Origin of the sequence: Photobacterium sp. 53610 (assembly GCF_036409375.1) — a bacterium.
In the GTDB taxonomy this organism is placed as follows: Bacteria; Pseudomonadota; Gammaproteobacteria; order Enterobacterales; family Vibrionaceae; genus Photobacterium.
The window spans coordinates 586838-607465 of the sequence record NZ_JAXOFS010000002.1 but is presented as its reverse complement, the minus strand read 5'-3'; the positions used below and the strand labels follow the sequence as shown (position 1 = coordinate 607465).

Below are 20628 nucleotides of genomic sequence, written 5' to 3'. Positions count from 1 at the left end.
GAGGCTGGAATGAATTTTCATCAGTATTTTAATTGTGATGTGCTGAATGGTCCCGGTACCCGCTGCACGCTGTTTGTATCGGGGTGTGTGCATCAGTGCCGGGGGTGTTATAACCAGTCGACCTGGCCGGTCAACAGCGGCATGCCCTTTACTCAGGACATGGAAGACAGACTGATTGCTGATCTGCTGGATACACGGATTGTCCGCCGCGGGTTATCCCTGTCTGGCGGTGATCCGCTGCATCCGGCCAGTCTGACGGATGTGAATCGGTTAATCCGGCGGGTCAGGGCTGAGTGTCCCGGGAAAGATATCTGGCTCTGGACGGGTTATGTCATGGAGCAACTGTCAGCGCCGCAACGCCAGGTTGTGGCTTTGATTGATGTGATGGTGGATGGTCCCTTCGTACGCCAGCTGCATCAGCCCGGGTTACAGTGGCGAGGCAGCAGTAATCAGCGCATCCTGCGTAAAGCGGGCTCGGGCGGAGCATGGATGGAAGCCAGTGCTCAGGCCCCGGCAGACTATTAAGCTGTTCCTTTATCATTGTATTTATTGATAACTTCAGAAGTTATCCACTGTTTCTGTGCATAACTGTGGGAAAATAAAGTGAATGAATCGGAAAACCGTGGATAAGCAGGTCCCGGCAAAGCCTGCTGCCACTAGGCTTGCCGGATAAAATCCGCTACACTTCGCCCCCAGATTCAGACAGAACACATGAGTCCAGCTATGGCACGTACAGTGATTTACACCTATAAAAACCAGGAAAAAAGCATCAGTTTTTCCTACAGTCAGTTTCGTTCAATTCATGAAGCCGTTGCTGCTGCGGAAGGTATTGATTTAACAGACTATCTGAAGATGGAACTGCAGGTCGAAGCCGTGTCGAGCGGTGAAAAAGCCGTCCGGGATTTTCGTGACAGCCACTTCCGTAAATTAGGCTTTGGCAAAATTGCGCTGGCACCCAAAGAGCATCGTGGTATCGGTGAAAAGTGAGTTATTGCTGCGATAGTCGCTTTTTCAATAACAGATAGATCCACCACCCCGACAATGCGGCCAGTAAGTGTTTCACACTGTGGCCGCTTATCCACCCGCCAGTCAGTGCAAACACTTCGTTGTCCTGATATTCGGCCAGTTTGGCCAGCCCGTATGACATCAGGGCTGCCAGATAATATCGTCCCCCCGGCCGCTTTTCGTCATACAGCAACAGAATTAAGGGTAAATGCAGAACGGGCAGCAATTGTACCAGGACGTAGGCACTTAAATCAGCGGGGCGATCGCCGGTGCTGGTCTGAACATACCAGTAAATGACCGCCAGCAGCCCGTACACATTGAGCGGAAACAAAAGTTTCTGCCCCAGACTGGGCTGAATATATTCACTCAGGACCAGACAATACAGACTCAGAAACACCAGACAGATCGGCAGACGGTCCAGCATCAGACTGAAAGGCGCCGGCGAAAGATGGTAATAGGCAGAGCCTAAGGCAGCAGCAATCAGGCCCTGAAAAAACAAAAAATAGGCCGGAGACACTTCCGGTTCAATCACCCGGTCTACATGTTGTCTGCTGATCTGGCTGAGCAGCCGGACTCCCAGGAAGCCGATGAGCGCAAATGGCAGGTTGGTGATGACATTGGCAAAATTTGCAACACCGAAAGCAGCACGCGTATCGGCGTACTGATAATAATCAGCGGGTTGTGTGATGGGCGATTGAGACAGAACCAGCACCAGCAAAATCAGCGCAGTGGTGATCAGCAGGACAGCTTTGAACTTTTCCGTTCGTTGCATCACTAGGTGCCCGTGCTGCTTTCGCTTCATGGCAGCCGATTATTTCTTCATCGCAATTAAGGTGTGAATGTGCCACTGGTGTTTCGTACCGGTGAGGCGTGAAGAAACCTCGTGCCGCTGCTGCCAGGAAACGACATAAAACTGACTGAATAACCGCTCCAGCTCTTGTCTGCTGAGCGTCATGACCTGATCAGAGTTGTCGGTTTCATCTCCATTCATGCCAAGAAAATGACCACAGAATAATCCTCCCGGATATAAGCACTGAACAATCTTTTGCCACACCGCGTAGAAGTCTGGCCTCGGACAAAAGAAGAGTGAAGCACTGGCATTAACAAGGTGGGCCTTTGGGAAACGGTATTCGCTGAAATTGCAGTGCTGAAGATCCAACAGTGGATTGGAAGCCGCAAGCGGATGTGTTGATAATTGTCTCAGGCTTTCAAGGTTACTGTCGAAGGCATAGACCCGGTACTGATTTTCCAGCAAAAAGAAGGTATCCCTGCCGCGACCGCAGCCACAGTCCACAGCCACTTTTCCTCGCAGCTGATCCCCCAGCAACTGATGGGCTTCGATCAGATGAGGGCGAGGCGGTTGCAAAGCTGATGGAGACAGATAAGTTTGCCAGTCAATAGTGGCCATGTTTACCTCGATAATGCTTACTTCGTGGTCATTACAAGTATAAACACGGTCTGAGACGGTCAGCGTTCAATTGTTAGACGGAGTGAAAATCGGCCTAAGAATTTGATCTTACATTACGGATAAACTTTGCTACTATTTGCGCCAGCAGCCCGCGAACCAGCGAGCCCCTAATCAAGAGAGATATCACGATGACGAAATTAACTGCAGACGTTCAGGCAAATGCCGAACTGTTCTTCACTGAATCCAAAGAGGCACAGGTTGTCTACGGTTTGTGTAACGAAGAAGGGGATTGGCTGTCGGTTGATTCCAGTGAATTTGAAGAGTCAGAAGTGATGCCGTTCTGGTCGAACGAAGCTGACGCGAAATTCCACTGTGTGGATGAGTGGGCTGAGTTTCAGGCGACTGAGTTGCCGCTGGATGTTTTCGTTCAAGACTGGATGGTCACCCTTGCCGAAGATGGTGTTCTGGTAGGTCTGAACTGGAACCAGGAACTGGAAGGTGTTGAACTGGAACCTCAGGAAGTGGCCAAACAATACCTGTAAGGTTCAGCATTTTCATGAAAAACCGCCAAAGTTGGCGGTTTTTTTATAGGTAACAAGTTGATTATCTGCCTGCTATCAACATTCTGATGATTCAGGGTTGCAAAATGAACTGTGTTCAATATTAAATGCAGCCCTCACAAAACCACGGAATGGACAAAACATGAAGAAAAGAAAAACACTGCTCGTTGCGGCAATGGGATTAGTGATGAGTGGCTGCGCGTTGGTTGGATTGCAGGCCGATAAAAATAGCGGTGTACTCGCCCTTTATATGGACATCGATTCGGAAGCAAATCATTCATTGCCTTGTCGTGCAATTGCTTTTCGAATGAAAAAAGTGACCGATGAGAACGGCACTGAAGATATCTGGAGCGCAGAATCATACTTCGATATTGAAAATCAGGCTGCCATTATTACAGGCATTGCAGATGGTAAGTACGTGATTGACAACATGCGTTGCTTTGCAAAAACGCGTCATGTCTTTAATAATTTCGCCCAGTATCTTGATATACCAACATTTGATATTGTGAACATTTATCAGGGTAAAGTGACACTGAGTTCGAAGGCGTTTAAAGCGGGACAGAGTCTTGACAAAGAGAAACGCGTCTATGTTCAGTTGACAGATGCCGGTAGCCTGAAACAGGATAAGCTGGCTGATGTACTCCGGGCCAATCCGAGTTTGGCTGGCTGGGAGTTGATAAAAGATTAAAAGAGCAAATTATGACAGACGAAAAACGTTATCAGAAAGGCCTCTCCAGACTCAACGAACTGGATCCTCACGCAGCCGGGCATTTAAAAGAAAGTTTCAAGTCTGTTTGCCCGGAGCTGGCTGACTTTATTATTGCTTTTCCATTCGGTGAAGTGCTTTCCCGTGAAGGGTTGGATTTTCAGACCCGTGAACTGGCGACAATTTCTGCACTGACTGCAATGGGAAATTGTCAGCCGCAGCTGGCGAGTCATATCAAAGGTGCACTTCACATTGGATGTCAGCCGCAACAGATTGTTGAAGTCATTCTGCAAATGGCTGTCTATGCAGGCTTTCCGGCTGCCATCAATGGGATGACAGTAGCCAAAAATGTTTTTGAAGAACTGGGAATCTCATCCGTCCGATAAACAATAAATCGTCTGAAATATTCGCCCGACAGGGCCTGCAAGATACGCTGAGACATAAAATCTCGCGGCCGGAGCCATGCATTGAACGGTTCCGGCCCTGTTTTTGTTCCGGCTGCCTCAAATCTCCCATTCGTCTTTTTTCGCCCCCTTCCAAAAAATATCGACGCAGTACATCACATCTTGACATGTACGCGAACTAACACTCTGTTTTTAAAGAGAATGAAACTGAATCGTCATCGTTTTCTCTCCGTGTTGTAACACTGCGCCGTCAGTATATGAGCCCGTTTGTACATCTATGCTGATAATCATCACAACTAGGGAAGAATCATGAGCAAGGCGACGTTCGATCCAAATCGCTATAACAAAAGTGGCAATGAAACCTTTCAGGAAGTTCTGGACAAACATTTGTCCCGCCGTACGGCACTGAAAAGTACATTAGGGCTGGGTGCACTGACGGCGCTGAGCAGTTTCGGACTGGCTGGATGCGGCAGTGACAGCCAGTCAGGTAAATCAGGCGGCAGTACAGATACAGTCAGCCGCAGCGATGTGGTGCTGAATTTTGAGTCGATCCCTGGCGCTTTGCTGGATGCTGTGGCAGTACCAGCAGGTTATCAAGCTCAGGTACTGGTGCCATGGGGCACGCCATTGAACAGCAAAGCGAGTGTCTGGGATAACACCGGGAACAACTCGGCGGATGATCAGGCAAACGCCATGGGGATGCACCATGACGGGATGCATTTTTTCTCTTTGAATGATGCTGCTGATGACGGTCTGTTGTGTATCAACCACGAATATATTGATCAGAATGCCTTGCACCCGAACGGTCCGACCAAAGATGGCGGCACGGGTATGCGGACAAGCGTTGAAGAGATCCGGAAAGAAATCAATGCACACGGTGTCAGTGTTGTGCGTGTGAAACTGAACGGAAACACCTGGCAGATAGTAGACAAGGATCCGTTGAACCGTCGATTTACCGCAGCTACTGTCATGGACATGGCGGGCCCCCTGGCCTTTACGTCTCATCTGGAAACCCGTTTCTCGCCCGATGGCAGCCAGACCCGCGGCACCCTGAATAACTGTGGTAACGGTTACACACCCTGGGGCACATACCTGACTTGTGAAGAGAACTGGCCGGGTTACTTTGTCAACAAAGGCACGAAAACTGAAGATCAGAACCGGATTGGCGTTTCTGGTTCGGGTACGCGTTATGGCTGGGATGATCTGGCGGGCGATGCTGATGAACGTCTGGATGAATTTACCCGGTTTAACGTCACACCATCGGCAGGCAGCGCAGCAGGAGACTACCGGAATGAAGCAAACGGCTTTGGCTATATTGTGGAAATTGACCCTTACAATGCCTATTCACGCGCTGCAAAACGAACTGCACTGGGCCGTTTCCGTCACGAAGGGTGTGCGTTTGGAAAGCTGGAAGAAGGAAAGCCGGTCGTTTTCTACTCGGGCCATGACTCCAAGTTCGAATACATTTACAAATTCGTTTCTGATGCCGTCTGGGATCCGGCTGATGCGAATCCGGCGAACCGTCGCGCAGTCGGTGATAAGTACATGGATCACGGAACACTCTATGTTGCGAAATTCTCTGAAGACGGTATCGGGCAATGGCTGCCACTGACGATGGACAGCCCGAAAAAAGACGGCGGCGTATTGGGGGACGACTTTGATTCTCTGGCTGCGATTTTGCTGAACACGCCGGGAGCTGCAGATCTGGTGGGGGCGACACCGATGGATCGTCCGGAATGGACGACGGTTGATCCTTACACCGGTACTGTCTATCTGACACTGACCAACAACTCCAGCCGTAAGGAAGCCAATGCAGCGAACCCGCGTCTGGATAACTATTTTGGTCACATCATCCGTTGGGATGAGGGCAGTGACCAGAATTCATTCAGCTGGGATATTTTCCTGTTCGGAGCGCCGTCCGGTGCAGATGCGGATATCAACCGTTCGGGTCTGACGGATCTGAATATGTTTGCCAGCCCGGATGGCTTGTCGTTCGACGGGCGTGGCATTTTATGGGTGCAAACCGACAATGGTGCTTCGGAAGTGACCAAGTATACCAATGATCAGATGCTCGCAATTGTGCCTTCAGCCATGGTTGATGCACAGGGCAAACAACAGGTGGTCACCAGTGAGAATCAGACCCAACTGAAACGTTTCTTTGTCGGTCCGAATGACTGTGAAGTGACAGGGTTTGCAATCAGTCCGGATTACAAATCAGTTTTCATTAATATTCAGCACCCGGGCAACTGGCCATACTCTGAGAATGCGGCCGAAGAAACACCGGTAGGTGTGACGGTTCGTCCCCGTGCTGCAACGGTTGTGATTCGTCGCAATGACGGTGGTCCGATTGGCGTTTGATGTTTTGAGCTGAATCCGTCTGAGATTTCAATTGAAACCCGCAGCTCGCTGCGGGTTTTTTTATGCTGTCTATAGTTATCAGGCCCGAGTTATCAGGCGCGGCGTGAAGCATCTCTGGCGAGGAGCTTTGGTGCCGATTCAGACTCACTTGTGACGAGGTATCCCCCGGAATGAAACAGAGGGTTTTCAGATGCTTGTTCTTCTCCTGCCTGTATCTTGCTGCCAGTTCGGCGCTGGTTCAGGCTGCAACGTTGAATCCCGGTTGTGTTGTGCTGCTGCACGGGCTGGCAAGAACTGCTCATTCAATGTCCGCGATGTCTGAGGCGCTGAAGCAAGCGGGCTATCAAACAGTGAATGTCGATTATCCTTCAACTCAGATGAATATTCCGGCACTTGCAGAGCGGGTGATACCGGAGGGGGTGTCTCAGTGTGGCCACACGCAGCCGGTTCATTTCGTGACACACTCTATGGGCGGCATTCTGGTCCGGCAGTATCTGTCTGTGCATCACTTGCCCGCATTAGGGCGCGTCGTTATGCTCGCACCGCCGAATCAGGGCAGTGAGGTCGTTGACACATTGCGTGACTTTTTCCTGTTTCAGTGGATCTACGGACCGGCGGGGCAACAGTTAGGAACGGATGTCCAGAGCCTGCCGAAGCGCCTTGGTCCTGTCAATTTTGAATTAGGTGTGATTGCCGGAAATCGCAGTATCGACTTTCTGACCTCATGGCCATTGCCGGACCCGCATGATGGCAAAGTGAGTGTCGAAAGTACAAAAGTTGCAGGGATGAAAGCTCATCTTGTCCTGCCGGCAACCCACACATTGATCATGAATGATGACGAAAAAATTCAGCAGGCGGTCTATTTTCTTGGACATGGCTTTTTCCTGAACCCGGACATTTCGTATCAAGAATAACGTTACTGACTGATTCAGAAGATACACAGGTTGTGACGTTAAGCAGGCTGTGACTCGTGAACAGAAGCTGCCTGAGGAAGGGCATCAAACATCAAATGAGAGGTCATCATGAAAACAATCCTGAAAGTGGTTGCTCTGGTGTTACTGGTGGCTGCCGGTTTTGTTGCTGGCGTGGCCTTCGAACGGTTTCGGTATGAGGACGTATGTCTGGATATGGGAGGCGGCCAGAATCCCGGTGATTACCCCATCTGTGTGATAAAGATTCCATGATTGTTGTTGCGTGACTCATGCCGTCATTGTACAAACAAATTTTTGGAATGTGGGTCGCTTCATGGATGTCATTGAAATTAAAGATTTGTCGCCTTATTTTCAACAGTTAACCGGGTTGCTGCAGGATTGTGTGGATGATGCTGCTTCCATCGGTTTTCTGCCGCCGCTCAGCCGTGTTGATGCTGAAGCATACTGGCAGGATGTTGCACAAGCTTTGGGGGAGCACAGAAAACTTTGGATTGCCTGTGAGGGTGAACAGCTGCTCGGTACGGTTCAGCTGGCATTGTGTGGCAAGGAAAACGGTGCGCACCGTGCAGAAATCGAAAAGCTGATGGTGAACACAAACGCGCGTGGCCGTGGGGCAGGTAAGGCGCTGATGCTGGCTGCAGAAGCATATTGTCAGCAAATAGCCCGTCACTTGCTGGTACTGGATACCCGAGAGGGCGACGTCGCCTCATCGCTGTACAGAACGCTGGGCTATACAGAAGCGGGACGGATTCCACAGTTTGCGTTGAGCGCAACGGGTGAACTGGATGCGACGGTCTATTTCTATAAGCTCCTGTCGCATTAATGTCTGAAAGGCAGGCCAGTCAGTACGCTTCCTGTGTGAAGATTGTCTGTCAACAGCAGGGGAAGTGTGAACCGGAGTTTTCTCTGATATGACGCTTTGGAATAAAAAATTACCCCATATGAATCATTCGCATAGAAATTGTGAATCAATGTGAGGTGAACGACATAATATCCGGTCTTGAGCGTGATAAATCGGATAAAGGGTTTTCGTAAATGCTTTGGTAGTATATTTTGTGGATATGAGAGTTGAAGTTGTAGGATCGGAAGTCATGTTAGTGCCGGAGAAGCCCAGAGATGAAGTTGAACGGCTGCAGTGTCTGCGTTCACTGGCAATATTGGATACGGAGCGTGAAGAGCGTTTCGACCGCGTGACCCGACTGGCGCGACGGCTGTTTAATGTCCCGATGTCGACGGTGACTCTGGTCGATGAAAACAGACAGTGGTTCAAGTCTTGTTACGGTGCTGAACTGACCGAAACCGGACGGGATGTTTCTTTCTGTGGTCATGCCATTTTAGGGGATGAGCCTTTCATCATCACTGATGCCTCCAAAGACGTGCGATTTCATGATAACCCGCTGGTGGTTGGTCCGCCTTTTATTCGTTTCTACGCCGGTGTGCCATTGCTGTATCGTGGAAAGTACAAACTGGGGACGCTTTGCATCGTCGATCACCAGCCTAAAATGCTGAATACAGACCAAATCCGGGATTTAATTGATCTGGCAAAAATTGCTGAACAGGAACTGTCTGCGCTGCATGAAGCAACGATTGATGAACTGACTCAGATTTCCAACCGGCGTGGTTTCATCAAACTGGCCTCGGAAAGCCTTCAAAATTGTCAGAAATACGATGAACCGTTTTCTCTGGCTTTCTTTGATCTCAATAAATTCAAGACGATTAATGATCAATGGGGTCATCAGGCCGGCGACCATGCGCTGAAAGATTTCGCAATGCTGATCAGCCAGTGCTTCAGGTCTTCTGATTTATTTGCCCGTGTTGGCGGAGATGAGTTCGTGGTGCTTTATACCGGGATGGAAGAGGAAGAAACCCGGAAAGCGATTCATCGGTTTGAATTGGCTGTAGACGAATTTAACCGCAACCAGCATCGTCCTTATCAGCTGTCATTCAGTGTTGGACTGTACACACTTCCTCCAGGCCGACGTATGAATCTGGAAGATATCTTGGCGAAGGCCGACTCTCGGATGTACCTCAGTAAAAAGAGCTAGCGGGTCCGTTTACGGATAGAGACATCTGCGAGCTTCTGAGCCCACGGTCGTTTATTTCACGGATTCAGGCGCATCCGGTGCGCTTTGAAGGTCTACCCGCACTCACTTTTCCCGTCCAGTTTTCTGTTCTGCAATGCATCCAGAAATGCAACTTTGCGCTTACCCACAGATATGCAACCTCAAACGCATCATTAGGTGAAACGCCGTTCGTCTCTGCCTATGATGTCAGGCAACAAGAAATATATCTTCAGGCGCGTGACTTGATTGTCAGGAGCGGTAGCGTGTTTGTGGGGATGTATCCATTGGACTGGTCACGCCTGAGTGATGCACACCAGCAACATGAGTGTAAATCTGTGTGGTTGATATGTCTGAGTGACCAAGCAGCTCCTGAATGCTTCGCAGATCAGTTCCGGCTTCTAACAGCCGTGTCGCAAATGAATGCCGAAAAGTGTGGCATCCGGCTTTTTTATAGATGCCTACCGTTCGAATTGCCAGGTTCACATGTCGCTGAATCTGGCGGGTACTGATATGGTGCCGCATTCTTTTGCCTGATCTCGGATCCTGACTGAGATGCAATGCTGGAAATAGGAACTGCCAACCCGTACTTTTGGACGCGGACGGATACTTTTTTGCCAAAGCAAATGGCATGTACACTTCCCCAAAACCGTTTGCTAAATCTTGGTGGTGGCGTTGGGCCACCCCTTGAATCTGCCTGGACAAGATTTCATGCAAACTTTTGGGAAGCAGGGTTTGGCGATCTTTATCTCCTTTCCCATTTCTGACAGTTAAGGCACTGCTGGTGAAGTCGATGTCCTGAACTCTCAATCGCATTGCTTCGCTGACACGTAAGCCGCTACCGTACATGAGCTGTGCAGCCAACTGATAGGGTTGGGATATCTCTTGAATAATACTGATGGCTTCATCATGTGAAAACACAACGGGTAAGCGTACTTTCGGTGCCGCTCGTTTGAATGATAATTGCTCTGTGTTGAGCTGAAGATATTCCCGGCACAGAAAAATTAACGCATTGAACGCAGTTTTTTGTGTACTCGGAGCCACATTTGCCTGTAACACTAAATGCTCGAGAAAAACCGGAATATCTTCAGGACGAAGGTGATCACGTCGTTGATAGCGATGGAACAGAACAAATCGGCGAATCCAGTGCAGATAAGTCTTTTCCGTGGAATAAGACAATCCCCGTAACCGGATAAAAGCACGCAGCTGGTGAAGAAATTTACCTGAAGGTTGTTTAATCGGTGGTGGTATGTCGGTCATCATTTCACAAAAACAGTTGAACAGAACCGGGACTATAGTCTGTCGCTTTTTCAGTTCCGAATCACAAGTCGCTGATTTTCGATGCGATGAGTAGAAATCATGAAACGCTAGACAGAACAGTTACATAGAATTGTGTACATAGATTAGATATACGACATGATGTCGTATATCTTAGTGAGATGTTTGTTTCATAAGATGGGTTTACTTGTTGTATATCAGTTGGTTAGAGGATGATTTTAGTCAAGTAATATACGACATGATGTCGTTGAATAAAATGTTATGTTCTAGAGGGATTATGGGACTAAAAAGGATTAATCACTACGTTGAAGTTCTACCTAAAATGTTTGTCGGGTGGCGGATGGGAGAAGACCTCGAAACGTTATCTGAGCTGCCCAATGGTGTCTTATGTATTAACTTGCTCGATGGAACAGTTTCACATTCGATTGTCGGTGAACTTGAACTGTATATTTCCAATGAGCTGTCAGCTTGGTTTAGAAGCGAAGCTATAAAGGAAAATATCGACTTATCAACGTTATTGAAAGCTTCTTTAACAGTTGAAGTTGATACAGATAAAGTAAAAACCATTAAAAAACGTGTAGTGTTGTTTAATTTTGACTGCACAGCTCGTGTAGCAACGGTGAATAGGGTCTATGAAAGTAGGTTCTCTGAAGTAACTAGGTGGCATACGAGGCTACGAACATAACAAGGCGTTTAAGGCGGATTCACAACGCTTGGCGTTTTCAGTCCAAGTTAAATTTAGTGTTTAAGGTACAATGGATTAGGTTTGGAGGTTGGCGTTGTTCACCACTTAACGCGGCGTTAAGCATACTCACAATGGAATACGTGCAAATACAAAACGATTCTTGGCTCCCTGATTTATCTCGGTTCAAACCATTTAAGTGTGTGGTGGTAATAGATCAGGAGGTTACACCTGAATGGCAGGCGAAAGTTAGCGACTGGCTGTGCAAGTGCGGATGCCTGTATATGATGGCTTGGGGTAACAACTGTAGTTCATGGGACGATTCAGTTGATTTTTCAAATTATTTACAGTTTAAGGGTAAGGAAATACCGGATGAATCGTTTGTAATTACCACTTGGCATGAGGATGAGTCTCTCTCTGAGGTCTTGTGGTTTTCTAAGCACTCTGCTTTTCATGAGTCCTGTGATCTAGAAAATACGGTTGTTTTGCACATATCCCAAGAAAGCAAAAGAGACCAAATAACCCTTGAATACGCAAATGCTTAACAAGGCCAGGCAGTACCGCCCACTGCGTGGGCTAGACAGCTTACACTCCGCACCTTTTGTGTTCGCTGCGCTTGTAATACAAAAGGTGCTCCATGCAAGCTGCCGCTGCTGGCGGCGTTATGCCTTTAGGAGAAAAAATGGCAGTTTCAATCGATTTAAGAGTTGGTACAACTCCCTTTGAATTTTGGCATGAATTTGGTGAAGACCAGATAAATGTTATTAATTCCAAGGTTTTTGTTGAATCTAAAAAGTTAGTATTGTCTTGTGAGGCTAAGCCAGTCGATTCCAATCAACTCTCAGATGCCAAGTCAATTTTTCGCAGTCCAGATCAAGTAACACAAATAGTTATAACTGACGAAAGGATTTTGGAAAGGTTTGCTCGTTACGTCAAAAACCACCGAGGTGAATTCGACTCTTGTGAATTGACAATAACTTTTGGAAACCTGAAGTACCAGTATCCAGTAAAGGTTTCTAGACGTGAGCTTGGTGGGATGATGCTGCGAGTACAGGCATAACAAACTGTTCAAGAGGGATTCGCAACGCGTGGCATTTTCACTATGCGTTGATTTTAGTGTTTAAGGTGGTCTGCGGCGGCATTGGTATTGTGTTGCTCCCCCCTTAACAGGGCGTTATACGAATCTAGAAAATTTGGTGATAAAGTTATGTATCAATGGACTGAATTAAAAGAAGAGTTTGAAGCTGATGGTAGCTTAAGGGATGTTTACATTGAGAATACCAACTCAGTTAAATGGAATGAGTTCCTCGACTTCATTAAGCTGTCAAAGTATCAGCTTGAGTTTAAGCATGGTGGAAAATTGCTAAATGTCCCTGACACTTTTTCGTCAATTAAAGAGTTACAAGAAACCAATTCGACAATTTTATCGATTAAATTAAATGGTAATCTTTGTCTCAATTGTCACTTTTTTATAGAAACCGAAATTGAACTAGATTTAGCTCCTTGTGATGTACGCGGAGAGTCAGATTTTAAGGTGTTACTAGAGTTTCTAGAAAGTTTATCTTCGTCATTGGCTTGCAAAGTTGCGCTCACTCCTGAAAATACACCAATGCAAGTCATATTGAGCTTTGGAGATGAATTCGTATAACAAAACGTTTAAGAGGGATTCACAACGCATGGCATTTTTATTATGCGTTGCTTTTGGTGTTTAAGGCGGTATGCAGCGGCTTTTTTATTGCGTTGCTCACCCCTTAACAGGACGTTATATTATTTAGGGAAAAATCGATGAACATAAAAAGTATCAGTTTCTTATCTGTATGTTTGATAAGTAGTTCTTTCACATTTGCTACTGAAACCACAGTTCCCGTATGTGATTACACGAGGCTAACCATTAACGTACCTTCGACAGTCAAACTGATTGCAAGTGGTGATTCGTCTGGTACTGTGAAAGGTGCCACTAAAGAACTGGATGCATTGAAATACACCTGTGCCAACGGTAAGTTTGAAATTAGCACTGAAGATGCTGTCGGAATCAAAGAAGGCTTAATCTTTGAGTTAACCAATGGTTCAGTGTCTAGTCTAACCTTAAATGGCGCGCAAACGGTCGACATTACAAATTTGGCAGCTAAAAATTTTACTCTTGTAGTAAATGGTGCTGGCACGTCAAATTTGTTTGGCAAAGTTGGCGAATTCAGTGTTTCCTTAAATGGTGCTGCTAATGTGGAAGCTACATCACTAGAGTCTCAAATAGGCAAAATCCAAGTTAATGGTTCAGGCTCGGTTCGACTCAATGTTTCTTCCGAGTTAACTGGAAAATTAAATGGTTCCGGTCGTATTGAGTATTTAGGGACTCCACAAACTATTGATACAAAAATAAATGGCAGTGGCTCGATATCAACAATACTCGTGTCACCAAAAATATAACAAGGCGTTCAAGTGGGATTCATGCCGCGTGGCATTTTTGGTATGCGGTGGTTTTTGGTGGTGAAGGTGCTCAGCGGAAAGTTGGTTTACAAAAAATAGGACCACACAGAGATAATAATGACTCAGTTCCTTACCCGACTGACTTAGCTGAAGCTCGGGTGTTTTTTGAACGATATAAAGAGTTTTCGCTAAACATTGAGGACGCTACATAACAAAGCGTTTATGAGGGACTCCCAACGCCTGGCGGCTTTGGTGCTAAAGTTGGGTTCTGTTGTTTACAGTGTAATGGTTTGATTTTGTGGTAAAGCGTTGTCGCCCCTTAACGTGGTGTTTGCTTTTTGGAGAAAATCGAAATAATGGTAAATCAGGAAGTAAAAGAGACAGGCTGCGGAATAGCTACGTTTGCAAATGCTTGTGGAATATCTACTTTTGACGTTGCTCGTAATTGGATGCAATCTAGAGAGTTCTGTAAACCAAATGAGTTTGTAACAGTTCCTCAAATGAAGTCAGCTTTGGAACTGAAAACAGGCAAAAGAATTACTCTACATAACTCAGTCAAATTTTTGTCAGATAATGCGGTTCTTTTCGTAGAGTATGAGAAAAATACCAACCAAAGGCACTGGATTTATTTTCAAAATGGTGTTTTTTTTGATCCTTTACCATGGCTATCACAAGGATCCAACGCAATTGACTACAAAGTTACGAGAGTGCTGAACATACACAGCTAGCAAAGCGTTTAAGTGGGACTCGGTACGCGTGGTATTCTTGTGATGCGTTTGGTTAAATGTTTAAGGTGCAATGCAGAAGCTTCGGTATTGCGTTGCTCACCCCTAAATAGGGCGTTAAGTTGTAAGGAGTTTTGATGAACGATAAGTGTCTATGTGGCGAAATTCAGTTCGAAGTAAATGGCGGTTGCACCAATATCTATCAATGCCATTGTTCATTATGTAGAAGAGTGACAGGCTCTAACTCCAATTCGGCAGTGCTTGTGGAAAGTAATAGTTTTAAGTGGCTCTCTGGTACTGACAAAATAACATCTTTTATCAAGGAGTCGGATACAGATCAGAGTTTTGCGCTAAATGCGGCAGTCCAGTCCCCAACGAATTAAAAAACAAAAGTGGCTATTGGGTTCCTGTAGGATTACTCGATAAAACTATGCACTTGAAGGTATCTGCCCATCTGTGTGTTAGCTCTAAAGCGGAGTGGGATGAAATTGGTGACGATGGTCTCCAATATTGAACCACTTAACAAAGCATTGCAACGGAGTAGCTGTTGAATGCGGCGTTAGGTGTTCAAGTGAAAGTCCAGTGTGGAACTGGACTTAAGAAAAGTTAGTACTATTTACAGTGATTTATCGGTAGAAACTTTAGGTCAGACGGGACGAGTTGCGATTCACTATTTACTAGTTTGATTCCAACTATGTCGTAACGTTTGTTTGCTTCTGGCGTAAATTCAAACGCATAAGAGGTAACATGGGTTTCGGATGTATAAGTAGCGTAACTTTTGACCAGAATTATTAGTCGCTTGTTTTCTTCCAATTGAACAATTTTTTCTTTCGGATCTAACAAGGCACCACCGACAAGGCCAATCTGTTGCTCAGAGTCAAAATCACATTCGGACTGTAATACGGAATAACCGTGAGCATGGTTGTATTTATGATCACCATGCATACGTAAGAAGGGACTGTTTTCATTTATGTTTTGAGGGCTGTATGTTGTTGCACATCCACTTGTTAAAACGAAAAAAGATAGAATTAGCTTTTTCACGATATGTTTTCTGTATTATTAAAAGGTTAATGATAATTATTTCAATTTATGAAATCAACTGAAATCTATCAAATGGTTTTTCACACATAACAAAGCGTTCAATCGAGACTCTTAATTCCCGGCGGTTTTGTGTTATATTTTGCTTAAGTGTCTGTGGCGAAATGATTTCATTTGCACGGTATAGCGTTGTTGCCGTGAAAGCGGCGTTGGAACAGAAGTTAATTTGAAATAGATTCAGGAAACAAAATGAAAAAAGATGTATTTGCTTTAACTTTGCTGACAGGGCTTGTCGGCACTTATCCTGTATCAGCAAGTCAACCATCTCATGATTTGGGGTATTGTATGAATGAAAACATGACTGGTGAAGAGAGGAAGATGCTTGCAAAGTGGATATTTTTTTCCATGTCAGAGTGCCCGGAAATTAAGCCTTACGCAAATGTCATTGAATTAGATAAAGAGAACGCCAATAAGTATGCAGCTGAACTAATAACCAAGCTTTTGACAAAGGATTGCGTAAATGAAGCAAAAATTGCGATTCAGCACGAAGGGAAGCTTGCTATACAAGGTGCATTCCAATTGGTTGGAAGTGCTGCTGTTGAAGAATTGTCAACGAATAGCGACGTGATTCGAACCATGTCTGGTTTTGGAAAATATCTAGATCAAACTAAATTCGATTCAATTTTATCTGAGTAAATTTCAAGTGAATTCAGTAAACCTCACAAGATATTTAAGGTGGCCCTGGATTATTCCTTTTCGTTTGAAGTTCGGTGTGTTTTTGAGGTTTAGTGTGGCGTTTGATTGCAGATATTAGGTTCAAGGGATAGGCATGTTCAATAAATCACAAAAACGTGAAACCTATCGAGTGCTTGGGTTAGCTGCAATGTGCTCTGGTGGTAGCGAATATAAGGTGTCTTGGGCTATTTACCTATTGGAGCAAGGTATCGAAACAGAACATCTTGCTATATTGGCCTCTCTTTTAAAGCCAGTAAATGAATTTGAAGCTGAAGCTTATTTTAATACTGTTCTTAATGAACTCGGTATTGTACGGCCAAATGAGGAAGCTGCTTTAGAGGGGTACGCGAAGGTCTTAGCACAGGCTGTCGTTGATGGTGCCTTAGCTCCAGAAGACGGCGTCTCTCAAATTTATGCGGTAAATGTTCAGTTGGATTATCCGGGAACACTTTCTGAATATACGTCACTTGAAGATAAATGGTATTGCGAACGTATTCACGGTTGGTCAGCGCAACATAGAAGAAGTGAAATAATTAATGCGTGTAAAGAAACGATTGACGTGTTGAATTACCCAGAACTCTTTAAAGACTAATAAAGCGTTTAAAAATGATTCCAAATGTTTGGCATTTTGAATAAGAGTTGGCTTTAATGTTTACTGCACAATGGATTCGGTTGGAAGGTTGCGTTGTTCACACTGAAACGCAGTGTTAGACCCCCTCACAAACATTTATCATGGAGCCATACTATGAATAACTACCAAAACAGCATACTTCTCTCTGTACCTGTCTCTCATGTTTACGAAGCCTTGACCACGCAGCGCGGCATATCTGAATGGTGGACTCCTTCTTGCGAGGTAGGCACTACCGTCGGAGAACTGATAACGATAAGGTTTGGTGAAACGTTCAAAGTGATGCGTATTGAGTCCCTGCGACCTCAATCGGAGGTTTGTTGGAGTGTTATAGACGCGCAATTAGTTGTTCCCGGTTTGACACGAACGGACGAGTGGATAGGGACAACAATCGTATTCCAACTTTCAAGTCCATCCGAATCCACTACGCGTTTGGATTTAGAGCATCTCGGTCTGACCCCACAAATTGAGTGCTTCGAAGTTTGCAGTCAAGGCTGGACTCACTTTCTGGCAAGTCTTAAAAATTACCTGGAGACAGGTAAGGGGATGCCTTATACCGAGCCTGCGGCTGAATAAGTTGCCGATTAGCTCAGTGTGAGGCTTCTTTGATTACATTCTTAAAATCAGGATATTGTATGAAGCGTTTTTTGGGCGTATCTCTTTTGATCTTGCCTCTTGTGGTAAACGCAAAAACCACGGTTGTTTTGGATTCGTCTCGGGAGCGTTCCATTCCAGTTGAAATTGAGTTTCCTAAAAATACTGACAACTGTACTCCCTTAAATCGATGCAATGTTGCTTTTATCAGTGCTGGAAATCGCGTTCCGTTTACAAAGTATAAATTCGTCTCTGAGACATTGAATCGTTTGGGGTATATGACGGTTGCAGTAGATCATGAACTTTCAACTGATCCGCCATTATCGAGAACGGGTGATTTGTATCAGACTCGTATCGAGAACTGGGAGCGAGGGGCAGACACATTGGACTTCCTCCAGCGTGAGCTGGGTATGCGTTTTCCGTCTTTTGACTTCAACAAGCTCACCTTGGTTGGGCATTCGAATGGAGGCGATATCTCGACATGGTTAAGCAATGAACATAAAAAATATATTTATCAACTAATTACATTAGACCATATGAGAGTCACTTTACCGAAAACGGACAAGATGAAAGTTCTTTCGGTGAGAGCGTCAGAATATCCAACGAAGTCAGGTGTCTTGCCGACAGAAGCAGAACAACAGACGTATGGCAGCTGTATTGTTGAGATTCCAGCGTCGAAGCATATGGATCTAACCGACTATGGTTTGAGTGCGGTTCAACAAAAAACGATTAATATCATTTCTGGCTTTGTGAAAGGGTTAACTTGCGCTGACTTGAGAACAGAAGTCTGACAGACTGTTCAAGAGGCGTCACAACGCGGGGTGTTTGACTGTGGTGCGCGTGTTGGTTTAGATCGCGTGGAACTGCCAAAAGTCGTACAGAACTGTCCGGATACCGACAAATAACAAACAACTATAGCGACCGTAGCCAAAAACATGAAGGCGACACCGATGAACGCTGCTCATTGTTCGTGATGTCGCCCTGCTGAGGAAGGCAATTTAGATGACGTTGTGATGTTGTTTTTTCAGATGAATCGCCCCACAAAAGACCTCAAGACCGGCTTTTAGTTGGCTGGTAATTTCCTCGTTTTCCATCACACCATCGGCATCGAGTTCGGTGCCTAATAAAGGGACTGAAACGCTCGCTTTTTCAATCACATCACCCGACATGGTGGCAAGCACTTCCTTTAACGCTTGCTGTGCATGTTGTGCCCGGGGTGATGTATTCACCAGCATGATTGGCTTATAGGGAAAGGACACGCCGCTGACCAGCCAATCGAGCGCGTTTTTCATCGGGCCGCTGATGCCATGCGCATATTCAGGACTTGCGATAATCAGGCCATCCGCAACACTCAAAGCTTTGTTCAGCGCTTCTAAGGCCGGGATGTGTTCATCTTCACGATCCGGGTTAAACAGCGGCAACTCGCTGATAGAACCTATCATGATGTCAACATGACTTGGTGCCAGCCGTTGGAGTGCTGTGATTGCCGTGGTGTTATATGAGGTTTTCCGCAAACTTCCGGACAAAGCCAGTATTTTGATGTTTTCCATGGTGTACGACACTTCCTGTTGAAAGATTTGTTCAGCTCAGAAATTGCAGTTTATTGCACCGCTAAGCTGTCCAAATTTGTTAGTACAATGGTTTCGGGTTGAAAGTGAGTACTTTCTTGTAAATATGTGGCTTTATCACGTTTGATCAGAAGAAATCCGGGAATTGAGACAATTTCAATGAACGGAATAAGCATCTGAGGACCCAGTCTGTCTGGGTTCGCCTTCACCATGAAATAATACTGCTGATTTGGCTCAACAATGAGCTCATAAGTCATTTTTTGCGTGGTTGAATCCGCTTTGACAGATATCGTATGTTTTCCCGGACTGATTGGCACCTCTGCATAATGGCTTGTACCCAGTTTTAAGATACTCTGATCATCGACATAGAAAATCGCGTTCATGCCCGCAGCATTCAGCTCTTCAACCCGATATAAGTGTATCGTTCCATCATTTTCTGAGATTTGATGGCGATATTGTGTAATCCCTGTACATCCGAACATCATCAGACTCATCAGGAACAAGCATAGTTTTTTCATTTTTATTTCTCTTTATGTTGTTAATCTGCTCAGGAAGAAGAATGCCTTCCTGCGATGTATTTCTTTGTTGATACTGTGTATTCATTTTGACCTCAAGAGGGGCGGCCCAGCCTTCGTTCTGGGAAGGGACAAGATACACTTGAAAATCACTGTCTTCCTCAAATGAATACATCCGCTCGTCGGTGTTGTCGAGCAGTTCTGAGCTGAATATCATGTACTCGCCAGCCCGGTGAACAATGCCTCAGTCTGGTTTCTGAATATGGAGATGTTCAGAATGAAACATTACGAATTACCAAGCCCAACGTTTCCTTTTTCCATATAGCTGGCTAAAGCATTTGCTTCAGGTTTTTTGCTTTCACTCAGCGCCAGGTAAACACCTTGCTGATCTTCTTTTTTCCGGTGCTGGCCCAGTTTCTCTTTCGCCTGAATGTCATCAATCACAATTTTAAAGCCAACAATTGCCTGTCTCAGTTTGTTTTGAAATTCATCAGGCATGATGTCTCTGTTTGCATCTAACTCAGGCTCATGTCTGGCGATCATCACCTGCAGTAGTTGCTCCGTTTGAGCATCATCTAATAACTGAATCGTGCCATAACAATGCACCGCAGCGTAATTCCATGTAGGGACCGCGGGGGTATGATGATACCAGGTTGGGGAAATATAAGCATGAGGTCCGCTGAATACGATCAGCACCCGTTCGTTTTCCAGTGTTTTCCAGTGATCATTCGCTTTCGCAAAATGACCATACAGAACGCCCATTTCCGCCTCTTTGTCCTCAAATACAAAAGGAAGGTGTGTTGCATCCAAGTTTGATGATACGAGCAAACCGAAGTTGTGCTCTGAGATAAATGCTGAGACAGCAGTTTTGTCATGCATGAGCATGTTTTTGGGAATATACATCGGACTCCTTTCCTGCGATATCCAATAAAGAACCATGAGCAAATGGCTTTGATACAATGCTGAAGGTTTTGCATCAGACAGATATTTTGCTGTCCTGAGCATAGC

28 protein-coding genes are annotated in these 20628 nt (G+C 45.6%); 21 read left to right on the top strand and 7 right to left on the bottom strand.

The annotated features are described in order from the left end of the window. Positions 1-9: 9 nt before the first annotated feature. On the top strand, positions 10-525 hold the full coding sequence (gene nrdG, locus SPK40_RS09365) for an anaerobic ribonucleoside-triphosphate reductase-activating protein (protein WP_330960273.1): 516 nt from the start codon (positions 10-12) through the stop codon (positions 523-525). A 198-nt stretch (positions 526-723) separates the two neighbouring features. Continuing rightward, positions 724-987 carry a DUF2960 domain-containing protein gene (locus tag SPK40_RS09360; RefSeq protein WP_248142002.1) on the top strand — a complete coding sequence of 88 codons (264 nt, stop codon included), beginning with the start codon at positions 724-726 and terminating at the stop codon, positions 985-987. A 1-nt stretch (position 988) separates the two neighbouring features. Here SPK40_RS09360 and SPK40_RS09355 read toward each other — a convergent pair whose 3' ends face one another. Both SPK40_RS09355 and SPK40_RS09350 read right to left on the bottom strand, forming a co-directional pair. Then, entirely contained in the window at positions 989-1777 is a 789-nt protein-coding gene (locus SPK40_RS09355) for a ceramidase domain-containing protein (protein ID WP_330960272.1), read from the bottom strand. Between the two features lie 39 nt (positions 1778-1816). Further along, positions 1817-2413, bottom strand: a complete 597-nt coding sequence (locus SPK40_RS09350) for a class I SAM-dependent methyltransferase (protein ID WP_248142004.1) — start codon at positions 2411-2413, stop codon at positions 1817-1819. A gap of 188 nt (positions 2414-2601) precedes the next feature. Between SPK40_RS09350 and SPK40_RS09345 the strand changes: the two genes are divergently transcribed. The 8 genes from SPK40_RS09345 (at position 2602) to SPK40_RS09310 (ending at position 9418) form a co-directional block, all read left to right on the top strand. After that, positions 2602-2955, top strand: coding sequence for a DUF2750 domain-containing protein (locus tag SPK40_RS09345; RefSeq protein ID WP_248142005.1), 354 nt, complete (start codon positions 2602-2604; stop codon positions 2953-2955). 160 nt (positions 2956-3115) lie between these two features. Continuing rightward, positions 3116-3661, top strand: a complete 546-nt coding sequence (locus SPK40_RS09340) for a hypothetical protein (protein ID WP_330960271.1) — start codon at positions 3116-3118, stop codon at positions 3659-3661. Between the two features lie 11 nt (positions 3662-3672). Then, positions 3673-4065, top strand: a complete 393-nt coding sequence (locus tag SPK40_RS09335; protein ID WP_330960270.1) for a carboxymuconolactone decarboxylase family protein — start codon at positions 3673-3675, stop codon at positions 4063-4065. A gap of 327 nt (positions 4066-4392) precedes the next feature. After that, positions 4393-6441, top strand: coding sequence for a PhoX family protein (locus tag SPK40_RS09330; protein ID WP_330960269.1), 2049 nt, complete (start codon positions 4393-4395; stop codon positions 6439-6441). Positions 6442-6611: 170 nt separating this feature from the next. Beyond that, entirely contained in the window at positions 6612-7355 is a 744-nt protein-coding gene (locus SPK40_RS09325; protein ID WP_330960268.1) for an esterase/lipase family protein, read from the top strand. A gap of 108 nt (positions 7356-7463) precedes the next feature. Further along, positions 7464-7625, top strand: a complete 162-nt coding sequence (locus SPK40_RS09320; protein ID WP_248142010.1) for a hypothetical protein — start codon at positions 7464-7466, stop codon at positions 7623-7625. Positions 7626-7686: 61 nt separating this feature from the next. Continuing rightward, a complete protein-coding gene (locus SPK40_RS09315) occupies positions 7687-8196 on the top strand; it encodes a GNAT family N-acetyltransferase (protein ID WP_330960267.1) in 510 nt (169 codons plus the stop codon). A 268-nt stretch (positions 8197-8464) separates the two neighbouring features. Next, the gene (locus tag SPK40_RS09310) at positions 8465-9418 is read left to right on the top strand and encodes a sensor domain-containing diguanylate cyclase (RefSeq protein ID WP_330960266.1); all 954 of its coding nucleotides are present in this window, start codon (positions 8465-8467) and stop codon (positions 9416-9418) included. A 267-nt stretch (positions 9419-9685) separates the two neighbouring features. Here the strand turns inward: SPK40_RS09310 and SPK40_RS09305 are convergent, their stop codons facing one another. Beyond that, the gene (locus SPK40_RS09305; RefSeq protein WP_330960373.1) at positions 9686-10693 is read right to left on the bottom strand and encodes an integron integrase; all 1008 of its coding nucleotides are present in this window, start codon (positions 10691-10693) and stop codon (positions 9686-9688) included. 358 nt (positions 10694-11051) lie between these two features. On the opposite strand from SPK40_RS09305, the gene SPK40_RS09300 reads away from it, so the two are divergent. The 7 genes from SPK40_RS09300 (at position 11052) to SPK40_RS09265 (ending at position 14925) form a co-directional block, all read left to right on the top strand. After that, on the top strand, positions 11052-11396 hold the full coding sequence (locus SPK40_RS09300; RefSeq protein ID WP_330960265.1) for a hypothetical protein: 345 nt from the start codon (positions 11052-11054) through the stop codon (positions 11394-11396). 131 nt (positions 11397-11527) lie between these two features. After that, positions 11528-11938 (top strand): DUF7684 family protein, encoded by a 411-nt coding sequence (locus tag SPK40_RS22990; RefSeq protein WP_442957560.1) that lies wholly within the window; start codon positions 11528-11530, stop codon positions 11936-11938. A 92-nt stretch (positions 11939-12030) separates the two neighbouring features. Then, positions 12031-12453, top strand: a complete 423-nt coding sequence (locus SPK40_RS09295; RefSeq protein WP_330960264.1) for a hypothetical protein — start codon at positions 12031-12033, stop codon at positions 12451-12453. 147 nt (positions 12454-12600) lie between these two features. Further along, positions 12601-13041, top strand: coding sequence for a hypothetical protein (locus SPK40_RS09290; protein ID WP_330960263.1), 441 nt, complete (start codon positions 12601-12603; stop codon positions 13039-13041). Between the two features lie 137 nt (positions 13042-13178). After that, positions 13179-13817: a GIN domain-containing protein gene (locus tag SPK40_RS09280; RefSeq protein ID WP_330960262.1), complete on the top strand. Its 639-nt coding sequence runs from the start codon at positions 13179-13181 to the stop codon at positions 13815-13817. A gap of 338 nt (positions 13818-14155) precedes the next feature. Then, positions 14156-14545, top strand: a complete 390-nt coding sequence (locus tag SPK40_RS09270; RefSeq protein ID WP_330960261.1) for a hypothetical protein — start codon at positions 14156-14158, stop codon at positions 14543-14545. A gap of 134 nt (positions 14546-14679) precedes the next feature. Continuing rightward, complete coding sequence (locus tag SPK40_RS09265) at positions 14680-14925, top strand: GFA family protein (RefSeq protein ID WP_330960260.1); 246 nt, start codon at positions 14680-14682, stop codon at positions 14923-14925. A 229-nt stretch (positions 14926-15154) separates the two neighbouring features. Here the strand turns inward: SPK40_RS09265 and SPK40_RS09260 are convergent, their stop codons facing one another. Beyond that, on the bottom strand, positions 15155-15583 hold the full coding sequence (locus SPK40_RS09260) for a hypothetical protein (protein WP_330960259.1): 429 nt from the start codon (positions 15581-15583) through the stop codon (positions 15155-15157). Between the two features lie 246 nt (positions 15584-15829). Here SPK40_RS09260 and SPK40_RS09255 point away from each other — a divergent pair, with 246 nt between their 5' ends. The 4 genes from SPK40_RS09255 to SPK40_RS09240 all read left to right on the top strand — a co-directional run bounded on the left by SPK40_RS09255 (position 15830) and on the right by SPK40_RS09240 (position 18328). Continuing rightward, positions 15830-16276, top strand: a complete 447-nt coding sequence (locus SPK40_RS09255; RefSeq protein WP_330960258.1) for a hypothetical protein — start codon at positions 15830-15832, stop codon at positions 16274-16276. A 133-nt stretch (positions 16277-16409) separates the two neighbouring features. After that, complete coding sequence (locus SPK40_RS09250; RefSeq protein WP_330960257.1) at positions 16410-16907, top strand: hypothetical protein; 498 nt, start codon at positions 16410-16412, stop codon at positions 16905-16907. Positions 16908-17060: 153 nt separating this feature from the next. Beyond that, the gene (locus SPK40_RS09245; RefSeq protein WP_330960256.1) at positions 17061-17519 is read left to right on the top strand and encodes an SRPBCC family protein; all 459 of its coding nucleotides are present in this window, start codon (positions 17061-17063) and stop codon (positions 17517-17519) included. 59 nt (positions 17520-17578) lie between these two features. Continuing rightward, positions 17579-18328, top strand: coding sequence for an alpha/beta hydrolase (locus SPK40_RS09240; RefSeq protein WP_330960255.1), 750 nt, complete (start codon positions 17579-17581; stop codon positions 18326-18328). A gap of 207 nt (positions 18329-18535) precedes the next feature. On the opposite strand, the gene SPK40_RS09235 is transcribed toward SPK40_RS09240, so the two are convergent. The 3 genes from SPK40_RS09235 to SPK40_RS09225 form a co-directional block, all read right to left on the bottom strand. Next, positions 18536-19087: an NADPH-dependent FMN reductase gene (locus tag SPK40_RS09235; protein ID WP_248142029.1), complete on the bottom strand. Its 552-nt coding sequence runs from the start codon at positions 19085-19087 to the stop codon at positions 18536-18538. 50 nt (positions 19088-19137) lie between these two features. After that, positions 19138-19623, bottom strand: a complete 486-nt coding sequence (locus SPK40_RS09230; RefSeq protein ID WP_330960254.1) for a hypothetical protein — start codon at positions 19621-19623, stop codon at positions 19138-19140. 282 nt (positions 19624-19905) lie between these two features. After that, the gene (locus SPK40_RS09225) at positions 19906-20523 is read right to left on the bottom strand and encodes an FMN-binding negative transcriptional regulator (protein ID WP_330960253.1); all 618 of its coding nucleotides are present in this window, start codon (positions 20521-20523) and stop codon (positions 19906-19908) included. Positions 20524-20628 lie beyond the last annotated feature (105 nt).

Excerpts from the sequence above, each read along its gene's own strand:
- SPK40_RS09340 (WP_330960271.1), top strand. The coding sequence starts at position 3,116 with ATGAAGAAAAGAAAAACACTGCTCGTTGCGGCAATGGGATTAGTGATG.
- SPK40_RS09235 (WP_248142029.1), bottom strand. The coding sequence starts at position 19,087 with ATGGAAAACATCAAAATACTGGCTTTGTCCGGAAGTTTGCGGAAAACC.
- SPK40_RS09335 (WP_330960270.1), top strand. The coding sequence starts at position 3,673 with ATGACAGACGAAAAACGTTATCAGAAAGGCCTCTCCAGACTCAACGAA.
- SPK40_RS09225 (WP_330960253.1), bottom strand. The coding sequence starts at position 20,523 with ATGTATATTCCCAAAAACATGCTCATGCATGACAAAACTGCTGTCTCA.
- SPK40_RS09330 (WP_330960269.1), top strand. The coding sequence starts at position 4,393 with ATGAGCAAGGCGACGTTCGATCCAAATCGCTATAACAAAAGTGGCAAT.
- SPK40_RS09310 (WP_330960266.1), top strand. The coding sequence starts at position 8,465 with ATGTTAGTGCCGGAGAAGCCCAGAGATGAAGTTGAACGGCTGCAGTGT.
- SPK40_RS09325 (WP_330960268.1), top strand. The coding sequence starts at position 6,612 with ATGAAACAGAGGGTTTTCAGATGCTTGTTCTTCTCCTGCCTGTATCTT.
- SPK40_RS09280 (WP_330960262.1), top strand. The coding sequence starts at position 13,179 with ATGAACATAAAAAGTATCAGTTTCTTATCTGTATGTTTGATAAGTAGT.
- SPK40_RS09290 (WP_330960263.1), top strand. The coding sequence starts at position 12,601 with ATGTATCAATGGACTGAATTAAAAGAAGAGTTTGAAGCTGATGGTAGC.
- SPK40_RS09315 (WP_330960267.1), top strand. The coding sequence starts at position 7,687 with ATGGATGTCATTGAAATTAAAGATTTGTCGCCTTATTTTCAACAGTTA.
- SPK40_RS09320 (WP_248142010.1), top strand. The coding sequence starts at position 7,464 with ATGAAAACAATCCTGAAAGTGGTTGCTCTGGTGTTACTGGTGGCTGCC.
- SPK40_RS09345 (WP_248142005.1), top strand. The coding sequence starts at position 2,602 with ATGACGAAATTAACTGCAGACGTTCAGGCAAATGCCGAACTGTTCTTC.
- SPK40_RS09250 (WP_330960257.1), top strand. The coding sequence starts at position 16,410 with ATGTTCAATAAATCACAAAAACGTGAAACCTATCGAGTGCTTGGGTTA.
- nrdG (WP_330960273.1), top strand. The coding sequence starts at position 10 with ATGAATTTTCATCAGTATTTTAATTGTGATGTGCTGAATGGTCCCGGT.
- SPK40_RS09265 (WP_330960260.1), top strand. The coding sequence starts at position 14,680 with ATGAACGATAAGTGTCTATGTGGCGAAATTCAGTTCGAAGTAAATGGC.
- SPK40_RS09300 (WP_330960265.1), top strand. The coding sequence starts at position 11,052 with ATGGGAGAAGACCTCGAAACGTTATCTGAGCTGCCCAATGGTGTCTTA.
- SPK40_RS22990 (WP_442957560.1), top strand. The coding sequence starts at position 11,528 with ATGGAATACGTGCAAATACAAAACGATTCTTGGCTCCCTGATTTATCT.
- SPK40_RS09255 (WP_330960258.1), top strand. The coding sequence starts at position 15,830 with ATGAAAAAAGATGTATTTGCTTTAACTTTGCTGACAGGGCTTGTCGGC.
- SPK40_RS09305 (WP_330960373.1), bottom strand. The coding sequence starts at position 10,693 with ATGACCGACATACCACCACCGATTAAACAACCTTCAGGTAAATTTCTT.
- SPK40_RS09230 (WP_330960254.1), bottom strand. The coding sequence starts at position 19,623 with ATGAAAAAACTATGCTTGTTCCTGATGAGTCTGATGATGTTCGGATGT.
- SPK40_RS09350 (WP_248142004.1), bottom strand. The coding sequence starts at position 2,413 with ATGGCCACTATTGACTGGCAAACTTATCTGTCTCCATCAGCTTTGCAA.
- SPK40_RS09355 (WP_330960272.1), bottom strand. The coding sequence starts at position 1,777 with ATGCAACGAACGGAAAAGTTCAAAGCTGTCCTGCTGATCACCACTGCG.
- SPK40_RS09240 (WP_330960255.1), top strand. The coding sequence starts at position 17,579 with ATGAAGCGTTTTTTGGGCGTATCTCTTTTGATCTTGCCTCTTGTGGTA.
- SPK40_RS09245 (WP_330960256.1), top strand. The coding sequence starts at position 17,061 with ATGAATAACTACCAAAACAGCATACTTCTCTCTGTACCTGTCTCTCAT.
- SPK40_RS09360 (WP_248142002.1), top strand. The coding sequence starts at position 724 with ATGGCACGTACAGTGATTTACACCTATAAAAACCAGGAAAAAAGCATC.
- SPK40_RS09295 (WP_330960264.1), top strand. The coding sequence starts at position 12,031 with ATGCAAGCTGCCGCTGCTGGCGGCGTTATGCCTTTAGGAGAAAAAATG.